The sequence below is a fragment of the Selenomonas dianae genome (assembly GCF_030644225.1).
In the GTDB taxonomy this organism is placed as follows: Bacteria; Bacillota; Negativicutes; order Selenomonadales; family Selenomonadaceae; genus Centipeda; species Centipeda dianae.
In genome coordinates, this window is the sequence record NZ_CP128650.1 from 337716 (window position 1) to 360759 (window position 23044).

The 23044-nt window shown below is 57.3% G+C and carries 22 protein-coding genes; 16 read left to right on the forward strand and 6 right to left on the reverse strand.

What is annotated here, in order from left to right; genetic code table 11:
• Positions 1–179 precede the first annotated feature (179 nt).
• From QU667_RS01690 to QU667_RS01725, 8 genes are all read left to right on the forward strand, one after another.
• Complete coding sequence (locus QU667_RS01690; protein ID WP_304987621.1) at positions 180–1280, forward strand: LptF/LptG family permease; 1101 nt, start codon at positions 180–182, stop codon at positions 1278–1280.
• Between the two features lie 43 nt (positions 1281–1323).
• On the forward strand, positions 1324–2499 hold the full coding sequence (locus tag QU667_RS01695; protein ID WP_304987622.1) for a DUF3084 domain-containing protein: 1176 nt from the start codon (positions 1324–1326) through the stop codon (positions 2497–2499).
• Positions 2496–2888 (forward strand): RuvC family protein, encoded by a 393-nt coding sequence (locus QU667_RS01700; protein WP_304987623.1) that lies wholly within the window; start codon positions 2496–2498, stop codon positions 2886–2888. Before QU667_RS01695 ends, QU667_RS01700 begins: the two co-directional genes overlap by 4 nt.
• 347 nt (positions 2889–3235) lie before the next feature.
• A complete protein-coding gene (locus QU667_RS01705; protein ID WP_304987624.1) occupies positions 3236–4285 on the forward strand; it encodes a glycosyltransferase family 4 protein in 1050 nt (349 codons plus the stop codon).
• 103 nt (positions 4286–4388) lie between these two features.
• Positions 4389–5543 (forward strand): non-hydrolyzing UDP-N-acetylglucosamine 2-epimerase, encoded by a 1155-nt coding sequence (gene wecB, locus QU667_RS01710; protein WP_304987625.1) that lies wholly within the window; start codon positions 4389–4391, stop codon positions 5541–5543.
• A 55-nt stretch (positions 5544–5598) separates the two neighbouring features.
• Positions 5599–5838 carry an AtpZ/AtpI family protein gene (locus tag QU667_RS01715; protein WP_304987626.1) on the forward strand — a complete coding sequence of 80 codons (240 nt, stop codon included), beginning with the start codon at positions 5599–5601 and terminating at the stop codon, positions 5836–5838.
• Positions 5839–5878: 40 nt separating this feature from the next.
• The gene (locus QU667_RS01720) at positions 5879–6154 is read left to right on the forward strand and encodes a type II toxin-antitoxin system RelB/DinJ family antitoxin (protein ID WP_304987627.1); all 276 of its coding nucleotides are present in this window, start codon (positions 5879–5881) and stop codon (positions 6152–6154) included.
• Between the two features lie 5 nt (positions 6155–6159).
• A complete protein-coding gene (locus QU667_RS01725) occupies positions 6160–6351 on the forward strand; it encodes a type II toxin-antitoxin system YafQ family toxin (RefSeq protein WP_425541855.1) in 192 nt (63 codons plus the stop codon).
• A gap of 137 nt (positions 6352–6488) precedes the next feature.
• On the opposite strand, the gene QU667_RS01730 is transcribed toward QU667_RS01725, so the two are convergent.
• From QU667_RS01730 to QU667_RS01755, 6 genes are all read right to left on the reverse strand, one after another.
• Positions 6489–7778, reverse strand: a complete 1290-nt coding sequence (locus QU667_RS01730) for a hexokinase family protein (RefSeq protein WP_304987628.1) — start codon at positions 7776–7778, stop codon at positions 6489–6491.
• A gap of 225 nt (positions 7779–8003) precedes the next feature.
• Positions 8004–8777, reverse strand: coding sequence for an HAD-IIB family hydrolase (locus tag QU667_RS01735; protein ID WP_304987629.1), 774 nt, complete (start codon positions 8775–8777; stop codon positions 8004–8006).
• Entirely contained in the window at positions 8774–10438 is a 1665-nt protein-coding gene (locus QU667_RS01740) for a glycoside hydrolase family 13 protein (protein ID WP_304987630.1), read from the reverse strand. The genes QU667_RS01735 and QU667_RS01740 overlap by 4 nt, the downstream gene beginning before the upstream one ends.
• A 251-nt stretch (positions 10439–10689) precedes the next feature.
• Positions 10690–12801 (reverse strand): alpha-glucoside-specific PTS transporter subunit IIBC, encoded by a 2112-nt coding sequence (locus QU667_RS01745; protein WP_304987631.1) that lies wholly within the window; start codon positions 12799–12801, stop codon positions 10690–10692.
• A 404-nt stretch (positions 12802–13205) separates the two neighbouring features.
• A complete protein-coding gene (locus QU667_RS01750; RefSeq protein ID WP_304987632.1) occupies positions 13206–14672 on the reverse strand; it encodes an ATP-binding protein in 1467 nt (488 codons plus the stop codon).
• Between the two features lie 46 nt (positions 14673–14718).
• Positions 14719–15486 carry a MurR/RpiR family transcriptional regulator gene (locus QU667_RS01755; protein ID WP_304987633.1) on the reverse strand — a complete coding sequence of 256 codons (768 nt, stop codon included), beginning with the start codon at positions 15484–15486 and terminating at the stop codon, positions 14719–14721.
• Positions 15487–15687: 201 nt separating this feature from the next.
• On the opposite strand from QU667_RS01755, the gene QU667_RS01760 reads away from it, so the two are divergent.
• From QU667_RS01760 to QU667_RS01795, 8 genes are all read left to right on the forward strand, one after another.
• Positions 15688–16179 carry a PTS sugar transporter subunit IIB gene (locus QU667_RS01760; protein ID WP_304987634.1) on the forward strand — a complete coding sequence of 164 codons (492 nt, stop codon included), beginning with the start codon at positions 15688–15690 and terminating at the stop codon, positions 16177–16179.
• A 55-nt stretch (positions 16180–16234) separates the two neighbouring features.
• Positions 16235–17041: a PTS mannose/fructose/sorbose transporter subunit IIC gene (locus tag QU667_RS01765; RefSeq protein ID WP_304987635.1), complete on the forward strand. Its 807-nt coding sequence runs from the start codon at positions 16235–16237 to the stop codon at positions 17039–17041.
• 12 nt (positions 17042–17053) lie between these two features.
• Positions 17054–17872, forward strand: a complete 819-nt coding sequence (locus QU667_RS01770) for a PTS system mannose/fructose/sorbose family transporter subunit IID (RefSeq protein WP_304987636.1) — start codon at positions 17054–17056, stop codon at positions 17870–17872.
• Positions 17873–17963: 91 nt separating this feature from the next.
• A complete protein-coding gene (locus QU667_RS01775) occupies positions 17964–18926 on the forward strand; it encodes a sugar ABC transporter substrate-binding protein (RefSeq protein ID WP_304987637.1) in 963 nt (320 codons plus the stop codon).
• The gene (locus tag QU667_RS01780; protein WP_304987638.1) at positions 18927–20249 is read left to right on the forward strand and encodes a sensor histidine kinase; all 1323 of its coding nucleotides are present in this window, start codon (positions 18927–18929) and stop codon (positions 20247–20249) included.
• Positions 20242–20922 (forward strand): response regulator transcription factor, encoded by a 681-nt coding sequence (locus tag QU667_RS01785; RefSeq protein ID WP_304987639.1) that lies wholly within the window; start codon positions 20242–20244, stop codon positions 20920–20922. The genes QU667_RS01780 and QU667_RS01785 overlap by 8 nt, the downstream gene beginning before the upstream one ends.
• Positions 20919–22220 (forward strand): ABC transporter substrate-binding protein, encoded by a 1302-nt coding sequence (locus tag QU667_RS01790; RefSeq protein ID WP_304987640.1) that lies wholly within the window; start codon positions 20919–20921, stop codon positions 22218–22220. The genes QU667_RS01785 and QU667_RS01790 overlap by 4 nt, the downstream gene beginning before the upstream one ends.
• 16 nt (positions 22221–22236) lie before the next feature.
• Positions 22237–23043, forward strand: a complete 807-nt coding sequence (locus tag QU667_RS01795; protein WP_304987641.1) for a Cof-type HAD-IIB family hydrolase — start codon at positions 22237–22239, stop codon at positions 23041–23043.
• Position 23044: the final 1 nt, after the last annotated feature.

Here is a 23044-nt window from a genome sequence, read left to right on the forward strand (position 1 = left end):
GAATAAAATAAATTTATTCTGTAACCTAATGTAATAAAAAGGAATTATTTCCTAATAGAATGCGGGAGATGAGTGACACAGCGGGGAGCCTCTTTGGCCTTTTGCATTCTTGTCAAGAGCGGGTGAAAATGATAAAATAGAGCGAATGGGTTCGATGGAAATAATCAGGGGAGAGTGCTATGCGCCTAAGGATCCGTATCCTCGACAAATATATCTTTCGGGAGGTCTTTCTGTCCTTCCTCTTTGCGATCTGCGCCTTCTCGGCGGTCTTTATCGGTTCGGGTACGCTCTTTCGCATTGCGCAGTACATTACGGACTATGGTGCATCGCTGCCGTCGATCCTCAAGATCTTTGTGTTCAGCCTCCCCGGCGTCGTCATGTGGACGTTCCCGATGTCGATGCTGCTCGCGAGTCTCCTGACGTTCGGACGGCTCTCCTCGGCAAGTGAAATCACGGCGATGAAGTCCTGCGGCATCGGCTTCGGTCGGATTGCCGCGCCCGCGATTCTCCTCGGATTCGTCGTGAGTGTCGGCGCGATTCTCTTCAACGAGCACGTTGTTCCGCGTGCCAATACGGCATACCGCAATGTGATTTACTATGAGATCGAGGGCAATACGGCGATGAAGTCGCAGGAGCATCTCATCATCAAGGAGATTGACGATGGGAAAATTCAGCGGCTCGTCTATGCACGCACCTTTGATGCGGAGCAGCAGCGGCTCACGGGGGTCAGTCTGCAGGTGTTCGGCGCGGACGGCAAGGTTACGCACGTCGAGAATGCGGAGTATGCGGAGTGGACGGGTTCGGAGTGGATCATGCACAAGGGCGATGTCTACGAGATCGCCAACGAGCACATCGAGCGGCGGATGCGCTTTGAGACGCAGGTGCTTCCCGTGCAGCAGGATCCGCGTCAGATCATCCGCGAGCAAAAGAAGCCGGAGGAGATGACGATGCGCGAGCTGCGCCACCAGATCGCACTCATGCAGACGCAGTATGTCAACACGACGAAGCTTGAAACGGAGCTGTATCAGCGCGTGTCGATTCCGATGGCGAGCCTCATCTTTACGCTCATCGGCGTTCCCTTGGGACTTCAGCCGACACGCAACTCGTCCTCGGCAGGGTTTGCGATGAGCGTTATCATCATCTTTATCTACTATGCACTCATGACGATGGGCAACGCGTTCGCGCGCGGCGAGGTGCTGCCCGCGCTGCCGGCGGTCTGGCTGCCGAACATCGTCGGTATGATCGCGGGCGGGATTCTCCTGCGCCGTGCCTCTCAGTAGCTTTGGCAGCAATCATTTGGGAAAAGGAAAGGGGTGACGCACCATGTACGGCATCACACTCATATTTGTCCTTGCCGTGGTCGGCGGCGTCATCGCTCTGATCGGCGATCGGCTCGGGACGCGCATCGGCAAGAAGAAGCTGTCGATCTTCGGGCTGCGTCCACGTCATACGGCGGTTCTGGTGACGGTCGTCACGGGGATCTGTATCACGACGGTGACGTTCGGCATTATGGCGGCGGTATCCGAGAATGTACGCACGGCGCTCTTTGGCATGGAGCGGCTGAATACCTTGATTGCTGACACGCGCACGGCGCTCGATTTTACTTCGGGGGAGCTTGAGCAGGCGCAGCGTGCGCAGGAGGAGGCGAGCGGCGAGCTGGCAAAGTCGGAGGCGGAGATTGCGCGTCTGAGCGGAGAACAGGCGGATCTGCGTGCCGAATCCGATCGTCTCGCGGCGGGTAATCGTGCGCTCATGATGGAGAAGGAGGGGCTTGTTTCCCTCAACGGCCGCCTTGCAGGTGAGAATGAAACGCTGCAGACGGATATTCAGGAACTCGGCGTGCGTGCGAACGAATTGCGCGAAAATATATTGAATCTCCGCGAGGGGAATATTGTCTATCAGGCGGGGGAGATCATCGCGAGCGGGACGATCCCCGCAGGGCTTTCACACGATGAGGTCGAGCGCGGCATGGCGGGAATCGCCCAACTCGGGACGCGCAATATCTCGGCGCGTCTCGGCGAGAACCACACGGATCAGGACATCTGGATCTACAGCCCCGAGTACGAAGCCGCCGTGCGTGCGATTGAGCAGAGCCCCGTCGATATGATTGTGCGCATTGTTGCGGCAGGCAATCTTGTGCGCGGCGATGAGGTGCGCGCCTCCATCGAACTGTACCCGAACCGTATCATTTATCATAACGGGGAGCTGATTATTGCCCGCGTCTATGATTCCGAGGGGCTTGGGAATGCCTCCGAGCAGACGGTCATGGCGTTCCTGCGCGAGGTCAATGCGGCGGCATCGGCAAAGGGCATCCTGCCCGATCCGATCCGCGGTACGGTCGGTGTCATCGAGGGCGCGGAGTTCTACAGTCTGGTGCAGGATCTTGCGGAACGCACGGATGCGGTCGTGATCTCCGCCTATGCGGACGGCGATACGGATGCGATGGGACCTTTGCGGCTGAAATTTAAGATAGAGCGTGAAGATGGGAGCGGGACGTGAGCAGCTGTGTCCTTGCGATTGACCCCGGGCGCGACAAATGCGGGGTTGCTGTGCTCGCGCCGGACGGCAGGGTGCTGGTGCAGCGTGTTGTCCCCACCGTGGAACTGGATGCCGCCGTGGGAACGCTCATCCAATCGTATGCGCCGACTGTCATCATGGGCAACGGTACGACCAGTGTGGCGGCAAAGGCTCGTGTGGAGGCTTTGGGGCGCACGGTGACGCTTGTCGATGAGTACCGCACGACAGATGCGGCGAAGGTCGCCTACTGGGAGGCGCATCCGCCGCGCGGGTGGCGGCGGCTCGTGCCGCGCGGGATGCTCGTTCCGCCCGTACCCGTGGATGATTTTGTCGCAGTGATATTGGCGCAGAGGTTCTTGGAAAAACGATAATTTCGGTTTTATAATAAATGTTACGGAAGAATGAGGATAGCGATGCTCCTAAGCAAACCCTAGTGGAGCAAGCGGGAAAAGTGTGCGGTACGCCCCGCCGGACTTCTTTCGTTCAAGCGTAGCGCGTTTAAGAAGTCTGGCGGTATTTGAGCGTACAAGCACACGAACGCTTGCGCAACTAAGTGTTTGCGTGGAGCACGCATATCCGTAACATTTGACGTAGACCCGTAATTTTTGTGGTGTATATCCCGTACTCTTTTATTGTCTGATTGACAGCGTCCCTATCCTGCGGTAAGATGAACAGAAGTATGTAGTTCGGATACTTCTTTTAAGGAGAGCAATCATTCATGCCCGATAATGTCTTAGCCTTTATGATCGCGCTTGGCATGGCGCTTATACTGACACCGGCGGTCATCACCTTTGCGCGGCGTACGGGAGCACTCGACAAACCCGACGCGCGCAAGGTGCACGAACGCCCCATCCCGCGCATCGGCGGCATCGGCATCTATGCGGCGTTTATGGTGTCGATTCTGGTACAGCTCCTCTTTATCGAGCTGACACCGGAGTTCATGATGAGCCTCATCGGGCTCATGGTCGGGGGGACGATCATCGTCGCAATCGGCATCATCGACGACTATTGCGACCTGCCGGCGAAGGTGAAGCTGCTTGGGCAGATCATCGCCGCGTCCGTGCTCGTTATCGCCTTTGACGTGCGGATTGACTTCATCACCGATCCGCTCGGCGACTTTATCTATCTGGAGTATTTCGCCATTCCCGCAACGATCTTCTGGGTCGTCGGGCTGACGAATACGGTCAACCTGATCGACGGGCTGGATGGGCTTGCGGCGGGGGTGTCCTCCATTGCCGCCATTACGATCTTCCTCGTGGCGATGGAGGAGGGGATCCCGTTCGTGGCGATGGTGACAGCGGCACTCGCGGGCGCGGCGGTCGGCTTCCTCTACTACAATTTCAACCCCGCGCGCATCTTCATGGGCGATACGGGCAGTATGTTCCTCGGGTTCATCCTCGCGGGCATCTCCGTGGTCGGCGCGGTCAAGAGTGCGGCGACGATTGCGCTGATCGTGCCGATCCTCGCGCTCGGGCTGCCGATCCTCGACACCACGTTCGCCATCGTGCGGCGCGCGCGCAACCACCGCCCGATCTTCAAGCCGGACAAGGGGCATCTCCATCACCGTCTGCTCGCACGCGGCTTTACGCAGAAACAGGCGGTACTGCTCATGTACGTGGTGAGCGCACTCTTTGGCCTGTGCGCCCTCGCCCTCACGGCGGTCAGCACACAGGCGGCAACCCTCATCATCCTGATCGTTGCAGGCGCGGTGTTCATCGGTGTTCGGAAACTGGGCATCCTCCGCATGGATGCGCCGCAGCAGAAATAAAGAAATAACGGTACAGCGCTCCTATCGGCACACATCGCTTGCGTAACGAGGTGTTCGCGTGGAGCACGTACGGGGTATGAACTCTGAGAGGAGCACAGGCAGAATGACCGGCAAAATCAAAGTCATGTCGATCTTTGGCACACGTCCCGAGGCAATCAAAATGGCCCCTGTCGTCAGGGAACTCATGCGTCACACGGATACGATCGAAACGCGGACGCTCGTCACGGCACAGCACCGTGAAATGCTCGATCAGGTGTTGCACCTCTTCCACATCACACCGGACTATGACCTCAATATCATGGCGGCGGGGCAGACCCTTTTCGATATCACGACGCGTGCCATGCTCGGCATCAACGAGGTGTTTCAGAAGGAGCGTCCCGACCTCGTCTTAGTCCACGGCGACACGACCACCACCTTTGCCGGCGCACTCGCCGCATACTACCATCAAATCCCCGTCGGACACGTCGAGGCGGGACTTCGTACGCACGACATCTACTCGCCGTTCCCCGAGGAGATGAACCGCCGCCTTACGGGCGGCATCGCGACCCTGCACTTCGCACCGACACCGACGGCGCAGGCGAACCTTCTCGCCGAGGGCGTGCCCGAGCGGCGCATTTTCGTCACGGGCAACACCGTCATTGATGCGCTGCATCATATCGTGCGTCCCGACTATGTGTTTGCCGACAAACTGGACGGGGTGGACTTTGCGAACCATCGCGTCCTGCTCGTTACAACGCATCGCCGCGAGAATCTCGGGGAGCCGATGCGCCATGTCTATCGCGCGATTCGCAGCATCATTGAGGAACTGGACGATGTGGAGGTCGTCTTTCCCGTACACCGCAATCCAAAGGTACGCGAGATCGTACGGGAGGAGCTGGGAGGGCTCGAACGCGTGCATCTCATCGCTCCGCTCGAATATGAGCCGTTCGCGAACCTCATGGCGCGGGTCGATCTTGTGCTCACGGACTCGGGCGGGATTCAGGAGGAGGCTCCCTCGCTCGGCAAGCCCGTCCTCGTTCTGCGCGACACGACGGAACGTCCCGAAGCGGTCGCGGCGGGGACGGTGCGCCTCATCGGGACGGATGAGCAGCGCGTCTATGAGGAAACGATGCGCCTTTTGACGGATCCGATCGGCTACCGCTCGATGGCAGAGGCGGTGAATCCCTATGGCGACGGAGAGGCGGCACGCCGTATCATCGAGGCGATCCTCTACCACGCGGGACATTCGCACACGATACCGGATCCGTTTGGAGCGTAAAGGAATCGCTGAATTTATCGGTGTTTCCTCAAGGGAAGAGAGGGGCGGGGAGACGATGGCGGAGAAAAAAACACCGCCTGCCTCGGGCATGGCGGAGGCACTGCGTGCCTTTGGCCTCCTCTCCGGGGTCGGTATCTACTTCGTCATCTTTCTTGGCATCTTTATCTTCCTCGGCAAATGCGCCGACGACTTCCTCGGTACGGGGCGCGTCTGTACCATCGCGGGCATCGTCCTCGGCTTCCCCGCCGCGATCTACTCGCTCTATCGGCAGCTGAAATACTATAAGCTGGTGTGAGCAAAAATCAAATCCGCGCAAACAGAAAGGGGATGTCCATATGGCTGCTGTCATGGATGTAAATGTCTGTGTGGATCGTGATGTGAAAGAACAGAGTGAGGCTCTGTATGGCGAACTTGGCATTGATCTGACGACGGCGATCAACGTATTTTTGCGGCAGTCCCTTCGCGTTGGCGGTTTTCCGTTTGAGGTTCGCGTGGACACACCGAATCAGGAGACTGTTGCTGCGCTGATGGAAGCAGAGCATATCTTGAGTGATCCGTCTGTCAAGCGTTATTCCGATGTGGAAGAAGCCCTGCGGGCACTGAAAGCATGAAAGCCTTGGAGATTGTCTGGACAAGTCAGTTCAAGAAGGATTATAAATTGGCGATGAAACGCCATCTTGATCTTGTATTGATTGATGAAATCATCCGTACACTCTCACGCGGAGAAGCACTGCCGAGCAAAAACAAAGATCATGCTCTGCTTGGTCGATGGCGCGGCTATCGTGAGTGTCATATTCAGCCGGATTGACTGCTTGTCTATCGGATTGAGCACAATGTGCTTGTGTTGACCTTGGCGAGAACAGGTACACACAGCGAACTATTTGGAAACTGAGATGATAAAAACGCCCCGCAGGGATGAGCCCTGCGGGGTGTTTTCGTATATGCTCAGTTTTTCTCTGTCATGGCTGCTGCGAGTGCCGCACCGAGGGCAGAGCCCGCGTTTTCGAGGATGATCTTGACGTTGACCGCCTCATCCAAGAGGAGTGTGTCGAGCGCGCCGCGCAGATGATGTGCGACGAGCGGGACTTTCTCATAGACGGAGCCGTCGACGGCGACGAACTGGTTCTCAAGCTCGTTCTCACCCATGCGGTGCTGGATGATGGCGACGTAGGTTGCCGCGACGATGCGTGCGGAGCGGACGATGACGGCGGTCGCGAGTTCCTGCAGCAAGGTGCGCTCGGCGGCGGTGAAGGTCATGCCCGTCTTTGCCTCGATGACCGCACCTGCCGCATGGCGGTCGAGGTAGGCATCGGTGATGATCTCGGAGAGCTCGATGCTTGAAAAGGGGTAAACTCCGTCCGCACCGAGGAGATCCGCCAGTGCCGCACCGTAGAGCGTCCCGAGGTAGCGTCCCGACACCATCTTCTCCAGACGCTGTGCGCCGGGCTGCTCGGATTCTCTGTCCAGAAGATCGTCGTATTTGGAGAAGGGCAGATGTCCAAAGCCACCCGACTCCATGTTGATGACGGTCGGCGGCTCACTACCATCTGCAAATTCCTCGTAGTAGCAGGTGTTCTGCCCCGTGGCGTAGATTGATCCGATGTAGGTGTGCTCGTGCTTGTACGCTGCCGCGAGCAGTACCGCGACCGTATCGTTGATGACGGCGACGGGAACGACGTTCGTCATGCCGCGCCGTGCAAGCGCCTCCTTGAGGAGATCGTTGACGACTTTGCCTTCGACGCCCTGCGTGGCGAATTCCTTCGTCCAGACGATGAGCTTCGCGTTGTAGAGGTCGGTCTGCTGCGACGGGAAGGAGAAGGTGTGGCCGAGGAGATATTTCGTCTCCCGATTGCCGCCGATTGCCTCGTCGATGATCTCAGCGAGAAAGTCGAACATCTCCTCCGCCGTCGCGTCCGCACTCACATAGTCATAGACACCGGGGAGGGTGAGCGGCTTTGCGACCTTGCTCAGTACCTCGTATTCGCCGCCGCCCTTGAGGAGGATGCTCACTGCGCGGACGTTCGTGCCGCCGAAGTCGAGCGCGAGGAAGGAGCCGTGCTCCTTGCCGCTCGGAAGTCCTGCATAGGAGCGGAGCATACGGAGCGTTGCGCCCTCTTTGCCCGCGAGCCCCGCACACATATCGGCGCGGAAATCGTCGGCGATCTTGCGGAGCGCATCGTCGTCTATGGTGAAGGCTGCCTTTATCTCGTCAAATTTTTCACGATCAAATCCCATGGTAACTCCTCCCAAAAAAATTTTTATGTTTCGGGCGACCTCCACGCAAACGCCTCGTTACGCAGGCGGTCGGGCACTTATCTGCCGAAATACCTGCGGACTTCTTAAACGCGCTGCGCTTGAACGAAAGAAATCCGCAGGGGGCAGAACGTGCCCTTTGCTCCGCTTGCTTCACTAGGGTTTGCTTTGGAGGCTGCCCTTATCCCATGTTCCGATCCAAGCCGTTCAACAAAAGTGATCGAGCATCGCGCCGACGCTCGGGAATACCTGCTTCGCCTGTGCCTGTATCTCGGGGCGTGCCGTGGTGAGCGAGTACCCGTTCCACGCTTTCAGCATCGGCAGGTCGTTCGTTTCGTCGCCGATGGCGAACACCTCCGCGCCGTCCCATCCCATGACGGAGAGGAGCGTGTGAATGCCTTGATCCTTGCTGATGCCGGCGGGCGTGATGTCAAGGCTGCACGCATTCGGGAAGGCGTGGATCTTGTCTCCGAGTTTGGCGTTGAGTATCGCCGCACATTCATCGGACAGGGCAGGCTCATGGAAGCCGAGCGAGAACTGCTGAATCCCCGTCAGTCCTCCGATGTCGGCTTCCGTGATGTAGACGATGGGGAAGTCCCAGTCCTTTGCCTCGCGCTCGATCCACGAGCCCTCGGAGTGGTGGCAGAGGTAGGTCACATCTGCCGCCGAGAAGGCAAAGTGGAAAGACTTCTGCGCGCTCGGCTCCGCCGCAATCGCCGTGAGCGCGCGAGGATCAATCTCCGCCTGAAATCGGACGGCTGCATCCGCACCTCGTATGATGCCGCCGTTGTTGCAGACGGTGTAGTCGAACTCGACCCCGTATTCCTCAAGCTGGGGGACGAGCATCCCGTAGTCGCGGCCGGAGATGACACCGAACTTGTGTCCTGCGGCACGCCAGCGGGCGATGCCCTCCGTCGTTTCTGCGTCGATTTTGCCGCCCCTGAGCAGCGTGCCATCGTAGTCGCTTGCCGCTACTTTCATTTTACTTCCTCCTCATAGACGACCGCCTCAAGCGGGCGAAGCACATTTTTCGGTGCATCCGTATAGCTGCCGATCAGACGCACGCCCTTTAGGAATCCTGCGGGCAGCTGCGCCTCCTCCAGAGAGAAGTTGACCGCCGTAACGATGCGGCGCGTGCCCTCCGTGCGTGAGAATGCGTAGATCTGCTCATTGTCAGCGAGCAGTTCCTCATAGACACCGTTGAGGAGGACGGGGTTCGTCTTGCGCAGACGGATGATCTGTTTGTAGTAGGAGAGGACGGAATCTGCATCCCGCACCTCTGCCGCCGCATTGATTGTGTGATAGTTCTCGTTCGCGGGCAGCCACGGCGTTCCCGTTGTAAAGCCCGCGTGTTCCGACGTGTCCCACTGCATCGGCGTGCGTGCGTTGTCGCGGCTGTTGAAGTGGACAAAGGAAAGTGCCTCTGCGGGGCTGAATCCTTCCTTGAGTGCAAGCTCGTACTGTCCGTGGGAGGAAATATCATCATAAGCCTTGATGCTGTCCCACTTGACATTGGTCATGCCGAGCTCTTCGCCCTCGTAGATGAAGGGCGTGCCGCGCAGGGTCATGAGGACGGTCGCAAGTGCCTTTGCCGCAAGCTGCGTATCACCGCCCTTCGGGAAGAAGTAGTTCACCGAGCGCGCGCGGTCATGGTTCTCGAAGTAGATCGGGTACCAGCCCTCCTTGGCGACGCCCGCCTGACTTGCCGAGAGTGCTCTCTTGAGCTTTGTGAGCTTCCACGGGAGCATCTTCGACCAGCATTCGCCGCCCTCGTACGGAACGAGGACGTGGGCGAACTCGAACAGCATGGAGAACACGCCGTTCTCGCCGACCCAGTCGGGGAGCTCTGCGACCGAGACGCCGTTTGCCTCGCCGACGGTGAAGATGTCGTGTCCGTCAAAGACCTCCCGGCGGAATTCGTGGAGGAAATCGAGGATGCCGGGTGTGTTCGCCGTCATATCGTGGATGCTCACCATGCCGTCCGCCGCGTCGGGCGTGCCGTCGGCAAAGACGGCGGGTTTCTTGATGTAGGTGATCGCGTCGATGCGGAAGCCGCCGACGCCCTTGTCGAGCCAGAAGTTCGCCGCCGCAAAGAGGGCTGCGCGTACTTCTGGATTCTCCCAGTTGAGGTCGGGCTGCGCCTCGGCAAAGGTGTGGAGGTAGTACTGATCGCGTTCTGCGCAGTACGTCCACGCGGAGCCGCCGAAGATGCCGCGCCAGTTCGTCGGCGCACTGCCGCCCTCCTTCGCATCGCGCCAGATGTACCAGTCGCTCTTTGGATTATTTCGGCTGCTCTTGGACTCGATGAACCACGGGTGCTGATCGGAGCTGTGGTTGTAGACGAGATCCATGACGATGCGCATATCGCGCTTCTTTGCCTCGGCGATCAGTTCCTCCATGTCGGCGAGTGTGCCGAACTGGGGATTGATGCCCGTGTAGTCGCTGATGTCGTAGCCGTTATCGACCATGGGCGAGGGGTAAACGGGGGTGAGCCAGAGCGCACCTGCGCCGAGCTCCTTCAGATAGTCGAGCTTTTCGGTGATGCCGCGCAGATCGCCCGTGCCGCTGCCCGTGGTATCGTTGAAGCTCTTCGGGTAGATTTGGTAGACAGCGGTGTTCTGCCACCATTTCGTTGCTTTCATCGGTATTCCTTTCCTGCAAAGTTACTGTGCAGTTATGTGAATTTCGTATCGGTAGTTTGTGGGGAAATGCCTTGCCCGTAAGCGAACCCTAGTGGAGCAAGCGAGTAAAATGTGCGGTATGCCCCGGCGGATTTCTTTCGTTCAAGCGAAGCGCGTTTAAGAAGTCCGCCGGTATTTGAGCATACAAGCGCATGATCGCTTGCGCAACTAAGCGTTCGCGGCGGGCAACGCATGACCCACAGATACAAATATCAGAACGTCAGCACAGGGGTTTCGCCCGCCTTGGCATCCATGCCCGTCGTCTTCTTCATGAGCGGGTACTCGGCGGAGTTCGTGACCGCCATGATGACCGTGTCCTGATAGCCCGCCGCATGAATCACATCGCGGTCGAACTTCACGAGCGGCGCACCCGCCTTTACGCTGTCGCCCATCTTGACGAGCAGTTCAAAGCCCTTGCCCTCAAGTTTTACCGTGTCCACACCGATGTGGATGAGGAGTTCCGCGCCGTTGTCCATACGAAGTCCTACCGCATGGCGGCTGTCCTCCATGACCATCGTAACCTCGGCATCCGCAGGAGCGACCACAACGCCCTCGGTCGGCTCGACCGCAACACCGTCGCCCATCATCTTCTGCGAGAACATCTCGTCCTTGACCTCGCTCATGTCGATGACGTGACCCGTTGTAACTGCGTTGATGGCGACGGACTTCTCCGTGCCGACGGCAACCTCGGTCACATCCGAGGCGGGAGCGGTGAGGAGTGCCTCGAAACGCTCGCGGATCTGCGGGACGGAGAGACCGACAATGACTTGGAATGCGTGACCGTTGCGGACAAGTCCGTGTGCACCCGCATCGGTGAATACCGCCGACGGAGCAACCTGCTCGGGATCGTTGACCGTAACGCGCAGACGCGTTGCACAGTTCGTCACGTCCTTGATGTTCGCCGCGCCGCCGAGACCGTCGAGGAAGGCACGCGCCTTGACATCGCGCTCGTCGAGCTTCATGCCGGGAGCGGCAGCCGCAGCACCTGCAGCACCCGCCTGTTTTGCCTTGTAGTCCGCCTTGGTAAAGAGCTTGTCCTCCACACCGTCGTCCGTGCGGCCGGGGGTCTTGTAGTCCTTGAGCTGAATGACGAAACGGAACACGAAGAAGTAAATCGCGGTGAAGCACAGCCCCACACCGATCTGCATGAGATACGTCGTATAGTGATACGAGAAGAGCGGAATCCAGTTCTGTACGAAGCAGTCAATCAGACCGCCGCCGAAGTTGCCCGAGAGGCCGATCGCATAGAGCGTTGCGGAGAGCGTTGCCGAGAGCAGCGCGTGCAGGAGATAGAGAAGCGGTGCGACAAAGAGGAAGGTGAACTCGATCGGCTCTGTGATGCCGCAGAGCACCGCCGTGATCGTCGCGGGGATGAGGAGCGCAGCCGTCTTTTTGCGCTTTTCGGGCTTTGCACACATATAGATCGCGAGTGCCGCGCCCGGCAGACCGAAGACCTTGCCGCTGCCGTGGAGGGCAAAGCCGCCCTCGGGGAAGAGTTCGCGGAGCGACTGTCCGCTGACCATGAAGTCGTTGATATGTCCGAGCCAGTATGCCTGGATGCCGCCGTCCACGACCGCAGGGCCGAAGATGAACGGGAGGTAGATGAAGTGATGCAGACCCGCCGGCAGGAGCATTTTCTCCGAGAATGTGTATGCCCAGACACCGATGATGCCGCTGGTCTTGAGGAAGAATTGGAACTGCTCGATGGCGTGCTGTACCGCCGGCCAGACGATGCAGAAGAGGAGTGCCATCGGGATCATGACGACAAAGCCGACCGCGACGACGAACGCAGGACCTTTGAAGATGCCGAGCCAGTCGGGGATGTTCGTGTCATAGAAGCGGTTGTGCAGGAACGCCGTGCAGCAGGCGATGAAGATCGCGCCGAGCATACCCATGTCGAGCGTCTTGATGTTCGCGATCATCGCCAGCCCCGTGCCGGGACCTGCCTGCTGGCTGTAGTCCACGCCGAACGCGCTGCCGTGGAGCGTGAGGAACGCGGAGATGAAGTAGTTGAACAGCATATAGATGACGAAGGACTCCATCGCACAGCGTGCGGGTTCCTTTTTCGCAAAGCCGATGGGAACGGCAATCGCGAAGAGAATGGGCATCTGCGCGAACACTGTCCACGCGCCCTGTTCGACGACGAACCAGAAATCGTACCAGAGCGTACCCTGTGCGGCGATGCTGCCGAGCAGTCCCTCGTTCTTGCAGACGATGGACACCGCCACCGTCAGACCGAAGAATGCAAACAGGATGACGGGCGTATACATTGCGCCGCCAAACCGCTGCATGTTTTGCATGATGACATCCTTGCTGAGTGCCATGTGCGTTCCTCCTTATCCCAAAACCAAACCTCTACGGCGGGGAAGCACCATGCTTCCCAAGAATGAAACTGAAACTGAAACTGAAACTAAAATGAAATCCGTTGTCTATAAGATAGCGCAAAAATGCCGCGAACGCAATAGGTTCGCGGCATTCGGGAGGGATGTACGGAGGTTGTAACGCGGTACATGAGGTGAAATTTGTTTCATAGCGGACCAGTTCCAAGCATTCTCCTGTTCGCCATCAGCTTTTTTGTGCTGCAACTTACCGCAACTTAAATTTCGGGACAAGAAGTATTCAAAACCGCTATTTTGTTGGGTTTTTTCCTTGCGACAGAGGAACACTCGCCATTTGCCTGACTTGCTGCAACTTAAGGAATCACTAAATTTATCAGTGCTTCCTTAAATCAAGCCCAGAATGGGATGTATTTCATGTATCTCGGAGCAGTATTTTCATCCACCGGTTTAATTAGTTTAGCCTCTAAAGTATCTTTGATGATCCTGGATGCTTTATATTTGTCTTTATCGCTAATATCAAACAAGTTTCTGACAGCATTATTGCTAATCGCCTCCCCTTTCACATAAAGAAAACATGTTTGCATATAACATGTTCGGATCCGATCCTCTTTACTGATCAGATTGAATGGAACTTTTGAGTACAGTGTTACTTTTGTGAATTTATCGCTCTGATTTTCAATTTTAGGCGCTAACATTGAATTTTGGCTTGTGGCGTTTATGACCTTATCATATCCGCTTCCGCGCTCTTCGCAAATACCGCATTTGTGCATAAATCCTGCAAGGTTTTCGTTTCTTGAAATCGGAACGGTATCTACGATGCGCTCTATTGAAACCAGCGGAGAACCTGCATTTGAAAATTCTATTCTATCCTTGAATAACTCTACCATCGGATTTGTTCCTGTTTGGTCGATTGCTTGATGGATCATAATATTGGCAAGCAGTTCACGAATGGCTATTTCCGGATACCCTAAATTGGTTTTTCTTATAGAACCCTCTATGATTTCTTTTTGCGGAATAATTGTTAATATATAATCCACAATTTTATTGTACTCTACGGCATAACCGCCACTAAATACTTTTTCTCTGATAGTATCAAGTCTGCTGTTATCCTCATACCAAATCACTCTTACGCGTTTATGGGACAGTCCTTCAAAATCATTGAGATTTTTAGAAATCAGTAATGCCCCCATATTAGTAATTGCATAACTTCCGGCATCATCTTTCTGGATAAATTTCTCATGGATAAAATCATCTGCTATCTTATTTTCATTTGTTGGCAGTGCAGCCCCAGTTTTTTCATAATATCCCGATGTGTCAAGCAACAAAAGAACGTCTTCAAATGAGATTTTCTCTTTTGTAGTTCTAAGTTCATAAGGTGTACTGTCAAAAGCTCGCCACAAATCCCTTTCCTTATTTGGATAGTCCTTTAACTTTTTCTTATTACTGCCAATCCTTATATACTCCTCGTGCTGAAATTTAATCGGTTGTTTTTCTGCCGATGGAATTTCAAGCAACGTTAATTTCATTCCGTTTATTTCAGTTTCGTAAAATCGGAAATTTACGCGAGGAGTAATCATATGCGTTAGCCATGATTCAAGCTCTTCTGCCCCTTTTTTACAACTCCTGTAATTAAATGTAGTGCCTAGAATTTTATGCGTTTCGTCATCTATTCCCCAAAGCATATATGCTTTGGGTCTGCTTAATAAAGCTGCAGAGTTCCCAAGAGCAGAGATGTATTCTCCTATCATTTGTGGGGTGAAATTGTTATGCTTAAATTCAACCCATTCGGTTTCTTTTGGCAATGAAAGCAGCTCTCTGATTAAATTGTTTATGTAATCGGTATCTTTTATTGCCATTTGGACTCTCCTTTCATAAAGAAAGCCGTCGAGGGAGAAATCACCGTTATGCTTCACTTTCCTGCACAAAGAGCCGATAGTGCACATACCATATTTCGAGCAGTAAAAAGTATGCGAGCATGGATTTGAACTGGAGACGTGCCTCGTTTTCGGGCAGGGCAAACTCTGCGGGCATGACGTAGAGATTCTCTGTGGAGCGGGCGGCGAGCGCGTTGTGCCGCATCTCGGTGATGGAGAGGATGGGTACGCCCTTGAGGTTGAGGCGGTCGGCGAACTCTACGACGCGCTCGGATTCGCCCGAGAGGGAGATGAAGATGAAGAGATCGTCCTTGCCCGCCGTCTGATAGACGGAGTAGAACTCCTCGCGCCCTGCGATCTCATAGATGAAGATGTTGTCGTAGACGAAGAGCCGCTTCATCTCCTGCATGACATTCGTCTGGACATAGCCGGAGGCATAGGCAAAGACGCGGTGCGCCTCGCGGATGAGGCGGCTCGCACGCGTGTAGTCGCGCCGCATGAGTTCGCGCCATGTCTGATCATAGAAGCTGCCGAGCGAGGTTCGAATATCTTTTGCGGGCACGGGATATGCCGTCTTCTCCATGCGCATGACCGCTTTCATCTCACCGAAGCCGTCAAAGCCGAGCTTTTGTGCGAATCGCACGACGGATGCACTCGACACGGCGCACGCACGCGCGAGTTCGTGGATGGACGCGCGGCACGCCGCTGCACGGTTGCCCTCGATGTACCGCCAGATGCACCGATCCGCGTCGCTGAGGTCGCGCAGATGGGCGTTGATTCGTTCTGTGAGCTGCATGGCATCCTCCCTCCGTTGCACAGGCATTTCATCTTTATTATATCATAAATTTTGAAAAGGAGCAGAAAAGAATGACTTCGTGACATTTGTCATGAAAAAAACCTGAAAAGATGTGACAGACCTCAGATGACAATATTTATCACATTGATTACAATATAACTGAAAATAATCATTCGTTTTCTGCATAAAGGGGGATTTATCATGGAGATCGCATTTTGCCGTATTGACGACCGCCTGATTCACGGACAGGTCGCGACGGTCTGGACGAAGATGACGGGCTGCAACCGCATCATGTGCGTCAACGATGATGTCGCAAAGGACGAGATGCGCAAGAAGCTGCTCATCCAGGTTGCGCCTCCCGGGATCAAGGCATACGTCATTCCCGTGGACAAGGCTGTCGCTGCGTACAAGGATCCGAAGTACGATTCGTTCAAGACGCTGTTCCTGTTCACGAATCCGACCGATGTGGTGCGTGCGGTGAAGGGCGGCATCCCGTTCAAGTCCGTCAACCTCGGCGGCAAGTGCTTCAAGGACGGCGATACGATGATCTCGCAGGCGGTCGCGGTCAACGAGGAAGATGTCAAGGCGATCAAGGAACTCCTCGATATGGGGATCGAGGTGGAGATCCGCAAGCTGTGGAACGAGCCGAAGGGCGACGTGATGGCGGCGCTCAAGGCAAAGGGGCTCGCATAACGGTCTTTGGGGGAAAATCTGATACGGGTTGTTCATGGAATGGGAGGTTGGATTTATGGATACCGTACAGTTTGTAATGCTCATCGTCGTTGCGGCGATTACGGGCATGGCGAGCGTGCTCGATGAGGCGCAGTTTCATCGTCCGCTGATCGCCTGTACGTTGGTCGGGCTTGTACTCGGCGACATCACAACGGGCATCATCCTCGGCGGCACGCTTGAGCTCATGGCGCTCGGCTGGATGAACGTCGGCGCGGCGATGGCTCCGGATGCGGCGCTCGCCTCGGTGGTGGCGACCATCCTCGTCATCGTCGGACATCAGGACATCGCCGCAGGCATCGCCCTTGCCGTTCCTCTGGCGGCAGCAGGGCAGGTGCTCACGATCTTTGTGCGTACGATCACCGTTTTCTTCCAGCATCTCGCGGACAAATTTGCTGAGAATGGCAATATGTTCGGCATCGAGATGTGCCATGTTGCAGGTCTCCTCCTGCAGGCGATCCGCGTCGCTGTTCCCGCTGCGCTCGTCGCACTCATCGCGGGTACGGACACGGTCAGCGCCATGCTCAGCTCAATCCCCGAGGTCGTGACGCGCGGACTTCAGGTCGCGGGCGGCTTCATCGTCGTCGTCGGCTATGCAATGGTCATCAACATGATGAATGCAAAGTCGCTCATGCCGTACTTCTTCCTCGGATTCCTGCTCGCCGTATTCACGGACTTCAACCTGATCGGATTCGGTGCGGTCGGTCTCCTCTGTGCATACTTCCATATCAAGGGAATTGAGCGCGAGTCGCAGGTCGCTGCAGCGGGTGCGGGTGCCGGCTCGGGCAATCCCGTGGACGATGTCGACGATTCGGATCTGATGTAGGGAGGCAGGATCATGGAAAAGACATTAAACAAGAAGGATCTCTTCTGGATCTTCGTTCGTTCCAACTTCCTGCTCGGATCGTTCAACTTCGAGCGTATGCAGGCGATGGGCTTCTGCGTCGCGCTGATACCGGCACTCAAGAAGCTCTATCAGGGCGACGAACTGAAGGCGGCGCTCAAGCGTCACCTTGAGTTCTTCAACACGCAGCCGTTCGTGGCGGCATCGATCATGGGCATCATTGCCGCGATGGAGGAAAAGCGTGCCAACGGTGCGGACATCAGCCCGCAGACCCTCTCGGGTGTAAAGGTCGGTCTGATCGGACCGCTCGCCGGCGTCGGCGACCCGATCTTCTGGGGAACGCTGCGCCCAGTGCTTGCCGCGCTCGGCGCGGGCATAGCACTCACGGGCAGCATCATCGGCCCCATTATCTTCTTCCTTGCGTTCAACGCGCTGCGCCTCCTCACGCATTGGTACGGCGTTAAATACGGCTATGAAAAGGGGACGGAGCTGGTCGATAACATCGGCGGCAACAAGATGCGCTACCTCACGGAAGGATCGTCCGTGCTCGGACTCCTCGTCATGGGGGCGCTCGTCGCGAAGTGGACGACGGTCAATATGCCGCTGGTCCTCTCGGAGTATGTGAACCCGCAGGGCGAGATCGTCGTCACGACGGTGCAGAGCATCCTCGACAGCCTCATGCCGAGCATTGTTCCGCTCCTCATGACGTTTGCGTGTATGTATCTCCTGCGTAAGGGGGTCAACCCGCTGCTCATCATCCTTGGGCTCTTCGCAATCGGCATCATCGGCTACGCGATCGGTCTGCTCGCCTAAATATTTTATGGAGGGGACTGCTCTGCGAAACAAAAAATGTTTCGTGCGGCAGTCCCTTTTGGTATATAATGGGATGAGGGAGGGGCGTACGATGCAGAAACATTTGTCGTGGCGATGGGGATTCCTTCTGCTCGTCCTCCTTGCGGGCATCGCCTGTGCGCAGTTCGCGCGCATGGACTGCTCCGTGCGCCGGAATGAAACACGGCAGAAGTTTGGTGCCGTCTACATGACGATGAACAACCCGTTCTATGAGATCATCGACGAGGAGATCCGCACCGTCGTCGAGAACCACGGCGACGTGCTCATCTCGCGCAACCCGGCCCTTAACGCAGACCGTCAGATCGAGGAGATCCGAGGACTTATCGCGGACGGCGTGCGCGTCCTCTTCATCAATCCTGTCGGCGGTACGCGCATGGATACGGTTCTCGCGGAGGCGCGTGCGGCGCGCGTCATCGTTATCGCCATTGATACGAACATCGCGGAGGAGGGCTATGTCGCCGCGACTGTCGTATCGGAAAACGAGCGTGCGGGCGCACAGTGTGCCGCGCATCTGATCACCCACGCGGACGGCGGACGCATTGCGCTCCTCAAGCACTCCGAGGCGCGCTCGGCGGCGCAGCGGATCGAGGGCTTCCGCACGGCGATTGCGGCGCACCCTTCGTTTCAGGTCGTTGCGGAGGCGGAGTGCAGCGGACAGCTTGAGATCGCGATGCCCGTTATGGCGGACATGCTCGCCGCGCATCCCGAGATCGACGTCGTTATGGCATTGAACGACCCTGCCGCCCTCGGCGCAATCGCCGCCCTCCAGAGCGCGGGTCGCGCTCCGACGGACACGATGGTCTACGGGGTGGACGGCGTACCCGAGAGCCGCGACCTCATCCGTGCGGGATGGATGACGGCGACCGCCGTTCAGTCGCCTCGCCGCATCGGGCGCATGGCGGCGGAGGAGGCGTACCGCATCCTCGCGGGCGAGGCGGCGGAGGACATCGCACTGCCGACCCGCCTGCTGACGGTCGGGAACGTGGATGAAAATGACGGCGGGGGGTGGGACTGAGTGCTGCGCACGGGATTTTTGGCGCACGGGCGTGCGTTCGAGGAGGTGCATTGGCTGCTCTACGCCTACAACGCCCTCATCGTTCTGCTGCTGACAGCTTTTCTCTCCTTAACCCAGTACAAGATCCATATGTCGATGGGGGCGTACGCCTTTCTGAAACAGGTGGACACTTTGCCGCGCTCGTCTCTTGAGAGCGGCATCGTGACCGCCATTTCCTTTCTCCTGCTTGCGCTCTTCGGCTGGTTCTATCGGCTTCATTCGTCCAAGGTGCGCGTACGGCTCTATCTGCTGCTCACCTGCGAGATCGCCGCGTGCATGGTGCTGATGCGGAGTGTGAACTTTGCCTATGACGGCATGGTGCTGCTCGTGGTTGCGGACATGATGCAGCGATACGAGGGGCATCACCGTGCCTATCTCCTGATCGGGTCGATGGTCGTGCTCTATCTCATCGCGAACGTCAACCTCGCACTCTACCAGACGCGCGTCATCCCCTTTGAGGCATATCTTTCCTACTACAACAGTTCCGCGCAGAGCATCCTGCTTGCGCTTCGGAGTGCCTGTGCCTCGCTGAATACGATCCTCTTCGTCTCCTACCTCGTCCTCCTCATCAAGGAGAAAAATGAGGAACGCGAGCGCATCCGTCTTTTGAACGAGCGGCTTGAGGAGGCAAATCAGCGGCTGAGAGCCTATGCCATCCATGTGGGGCATATGGCGGAGACACGCGAGCGCAACCGCCTCGCGCGTGAGATCCACGATACGCTCGGGCACGCGCTCACGGGTATCACGGCGGGACTGGACGCGTGTATGGTGACGCTTGAGACGGCACCGGCGTTCACGCGGCAGCAGCTCACACGCATCCGCGACACGGCACAGAAGGGCATGACCGACGTGCGCCGCTCGATGAAGAAGCTGCGTCCCGACGCAATGGAAAAGCTGCCCTTTCAGGAGGCGATTGCGGGCATGACACGCGACTATGCCGAAGCCTCAGGCATGGAGGTCGTGCTCGATGTGCAGCAGTGGCCTTCGAACCTGCGCGAGGATCAGGAGGATGTCATCTACCGCGTGCTGCAGGAGTCGCTGACGAATGCCCATCGGCACGGCGGGGCAAAGCATGTCCGCATCACGATCGGGGAGCGCGGCGGAACGCTCGGTATCCGCATCGCCGACGATGGTACGGGCTGCCTTGAGGTGAGGCCGGGCTTCGGGCTGCGCCATATGCAGGAACGCCTTTACCTCCTGCACGGCACGGTGGAGTACCGCAGCGCGAACGGCTTCATCGTCGAGGTCACGATACCGCTCAGCGGGGGAGGTGCGCATGATTAACGTCATGATTGCCGACGATCAGGAACTCATACGCGAGAGTCTCAAGATCGTGCTTGAGATGAACGAGGATATGACGGTCACAGCGATGGCGGGCAATGGGCGCGAGGCTCTGGAACTCCTCGCAGACACCCCCGTCGACATCCTCCTCATGGACATCCGTATGCCCGAGCTCGACGGCGTACTTGCGACGAAGGCGGTCAAGCAGCGCTATCCCCATGTCGGCATCATCATCCTCACGACCTTTGACGACGACGACTATGTCTACTCCGCGCTCAAATACGGGGCGAGCGGTTATCTCCTCAAGGGCGGCAGTGTGCAGGAGCTCGCAGATGCCATCCGCATCGTCGCCGCGGGCGGCAACATCCTCAATGCCGATGTGACGAACAAGGTGGTGAAACTGTTCAGCCGCATGGCGCAGGGCGCATACGTTGCCGAGGCGGATCTGCAGGGCGTGCGCGAACTGACGCACACGGAGCGCAGCATCGCCCAGCGCGTCGGGCGCGGCCTCTCGAACAAGGAGATCGCGGGGGAGCTTTCCCTCTCGGAGGGTACGGTGCGCAACAGTCTCAGCACAGCCCTTTCGAAGCTGAATCTGCGCGACCGTACGCAGCTTGCCCTCTGGGCGGTGCAGATCGGACTTTCACAGATGAGAGGGAGGGATGAAATGGGATGAGCGTAAAGAGACCAAATAAATTTGCCCTCCTCATCCTCCTCATTGCCCTCCTCTTCATCGCGTGGCTCGTGCGGCGCAGCAGCCCCGTTCTCACCGTCGGCATCTTTGCGGGCAGCAACTGGGGCGTTCCGCAGGGAGAGCCGTATGCGATCATTGACCGCGCCATTGCAGTGTTTGAGGAGGCGCATCCGGGCGTCCGCGTAACCTATGTGAGCGGCATCCAGCGCGAGGACTATGCGGAGTGGCTTGCGGGCGCGTTTCTGCGCGGCGATGCGCCCGATGTGTTTCTCCTGCCGACGGAGGACTTTACGCTTTATGCCGAGAAGGGGGCGCTGATGGAGCTTTCTTCTCTGATGGAGGGGGATGCCGCGTTCTCCGACGAACTCTACGATCAGGCGGCATTTCAAAACGGACAGTATGCGGGACATCTCTATGCACTGCCCATGGAGAACATGATTACGCTCATGTTCGTGAACAAGACACTGCTCGCGCGCGAGGGGATCGCCATACCGCCGCTTGACTGGACATGGGCGGACTTCCTTGCGCTCTCCCGGCGGCTCACGAAGGATACGGACGGCGACGGAGCGCCCGATCAGTTTGGCTCGTACGACTACACATGGCAGCAGGCGGCGACCGCGAATGGGGTGCGGCTCTTTCGGGAGGACGGGAAATCCTCGTACTTTGCCGATCCACGCATGGAGGAGGCGCTGCACTTTATCAAGGAACTTGAGGGGACATATGCGGGCTATACCGTTACGGCACGCGACTTTGACATGGGGCGCGTTGCGTTCCGCCCGTTCACCTTTGCCGAGTACCGCACCTACAAGCCATATCCGTGGCGCGTGAAGAAGTTCGGTTCGTTCGAGTGGGACTGCATTCCGCTGCCGGCGGGATTTTCGGGCGGGAACATCTCGACGATGGACAGTCTGCTCGTGGGGATGAGCGCGCGCACCGAGCGGCGGGAACTTGCGTGGGCGTTTATGAAAATCCTGAGCAGCGACCCCGAGATTCAGGCGATGGTGCTTGAAAAGGCGCACGCGCTGCCCGCACGCCGTGATGTGATCCGCTCGCGTGCAGCACAGGAGATATTTCTCTGGGACTCGGGAGAGAGCGCGATGACGGCGGGGGATGTGGGCGATGCGATGCAGACGGCGGTAACGCCGTATCGTTTTGAGCGGTACGGGGCGGCGATGCTGTATGCCGATCGTGCCATTGCGGCGCTCATCGAGGAGCCGCCGCCGTTTCACAATGCGCTGAACCGTCTGCAAAAGGAGATCAACGCGATCTTGCAGCAGTGATCTATGGGGAGAAAGTATGGACTACAAAATCATTTTATCCGACATCGACGGCACTCTGCTCACATCCGATCACCGCGTCCTGCCGCGCACGGCGGCGGCGATCCGACAGGTGGTGGCGCGGGGCATCCCGTTTGCGCTCGTCTCGGCGCGTATGCCCGAGGCGATCACACCGATCATTGCGCAGATCGGCACAGACGCTGCAAAAGTCTGCTACAACGGTGCGCTTGTCATTACGCCCGAGGGGATGGAGATCCACGACGAGCGCATGAGCCGTGCGCATACGGATACCGTGCTGAACCTCATCGCACAGTCGTATTCTGCGGCATCCATGAGCTACTATGCAGGGCATACGTGGTATGTGCGCACGCGGGATGATGCTGACGTGCAGCGCGAGGAGGGCATCACGGGCGTACACTCCGTGGTGGAGAATTTTCAACGGCTCATCGCGGCGGACATTCTGCCGAACAAGCTCTTTGCCATGGGGACACCCGAACTGATTGTACGTATGGAGCAGGAGCTTTCCGAGGTGCTGCCGACACTCTCCATTGTGCGCTCGGCACCGCATCTGCTCGAAATCATCGAGCGCACCGTGTCCAAGGCGACGGGGATCGAGATCCTGCTCGCTCATTACGGTATTGACCGTTCGGAGGCTCTTGCCTTCGGCGACAACTACAACGACATTCCGATGCTGCGCTATGTCGGGCACAGCGTTGCGATGGGCAATGCTCCTGATGAAATCAAGGACATTGCGGGCAGTGTGACGGAGGCGAACGATGCTGACGGCATCTATCACTTCCTCAAGAAGATTCATATGGTGGAATGAA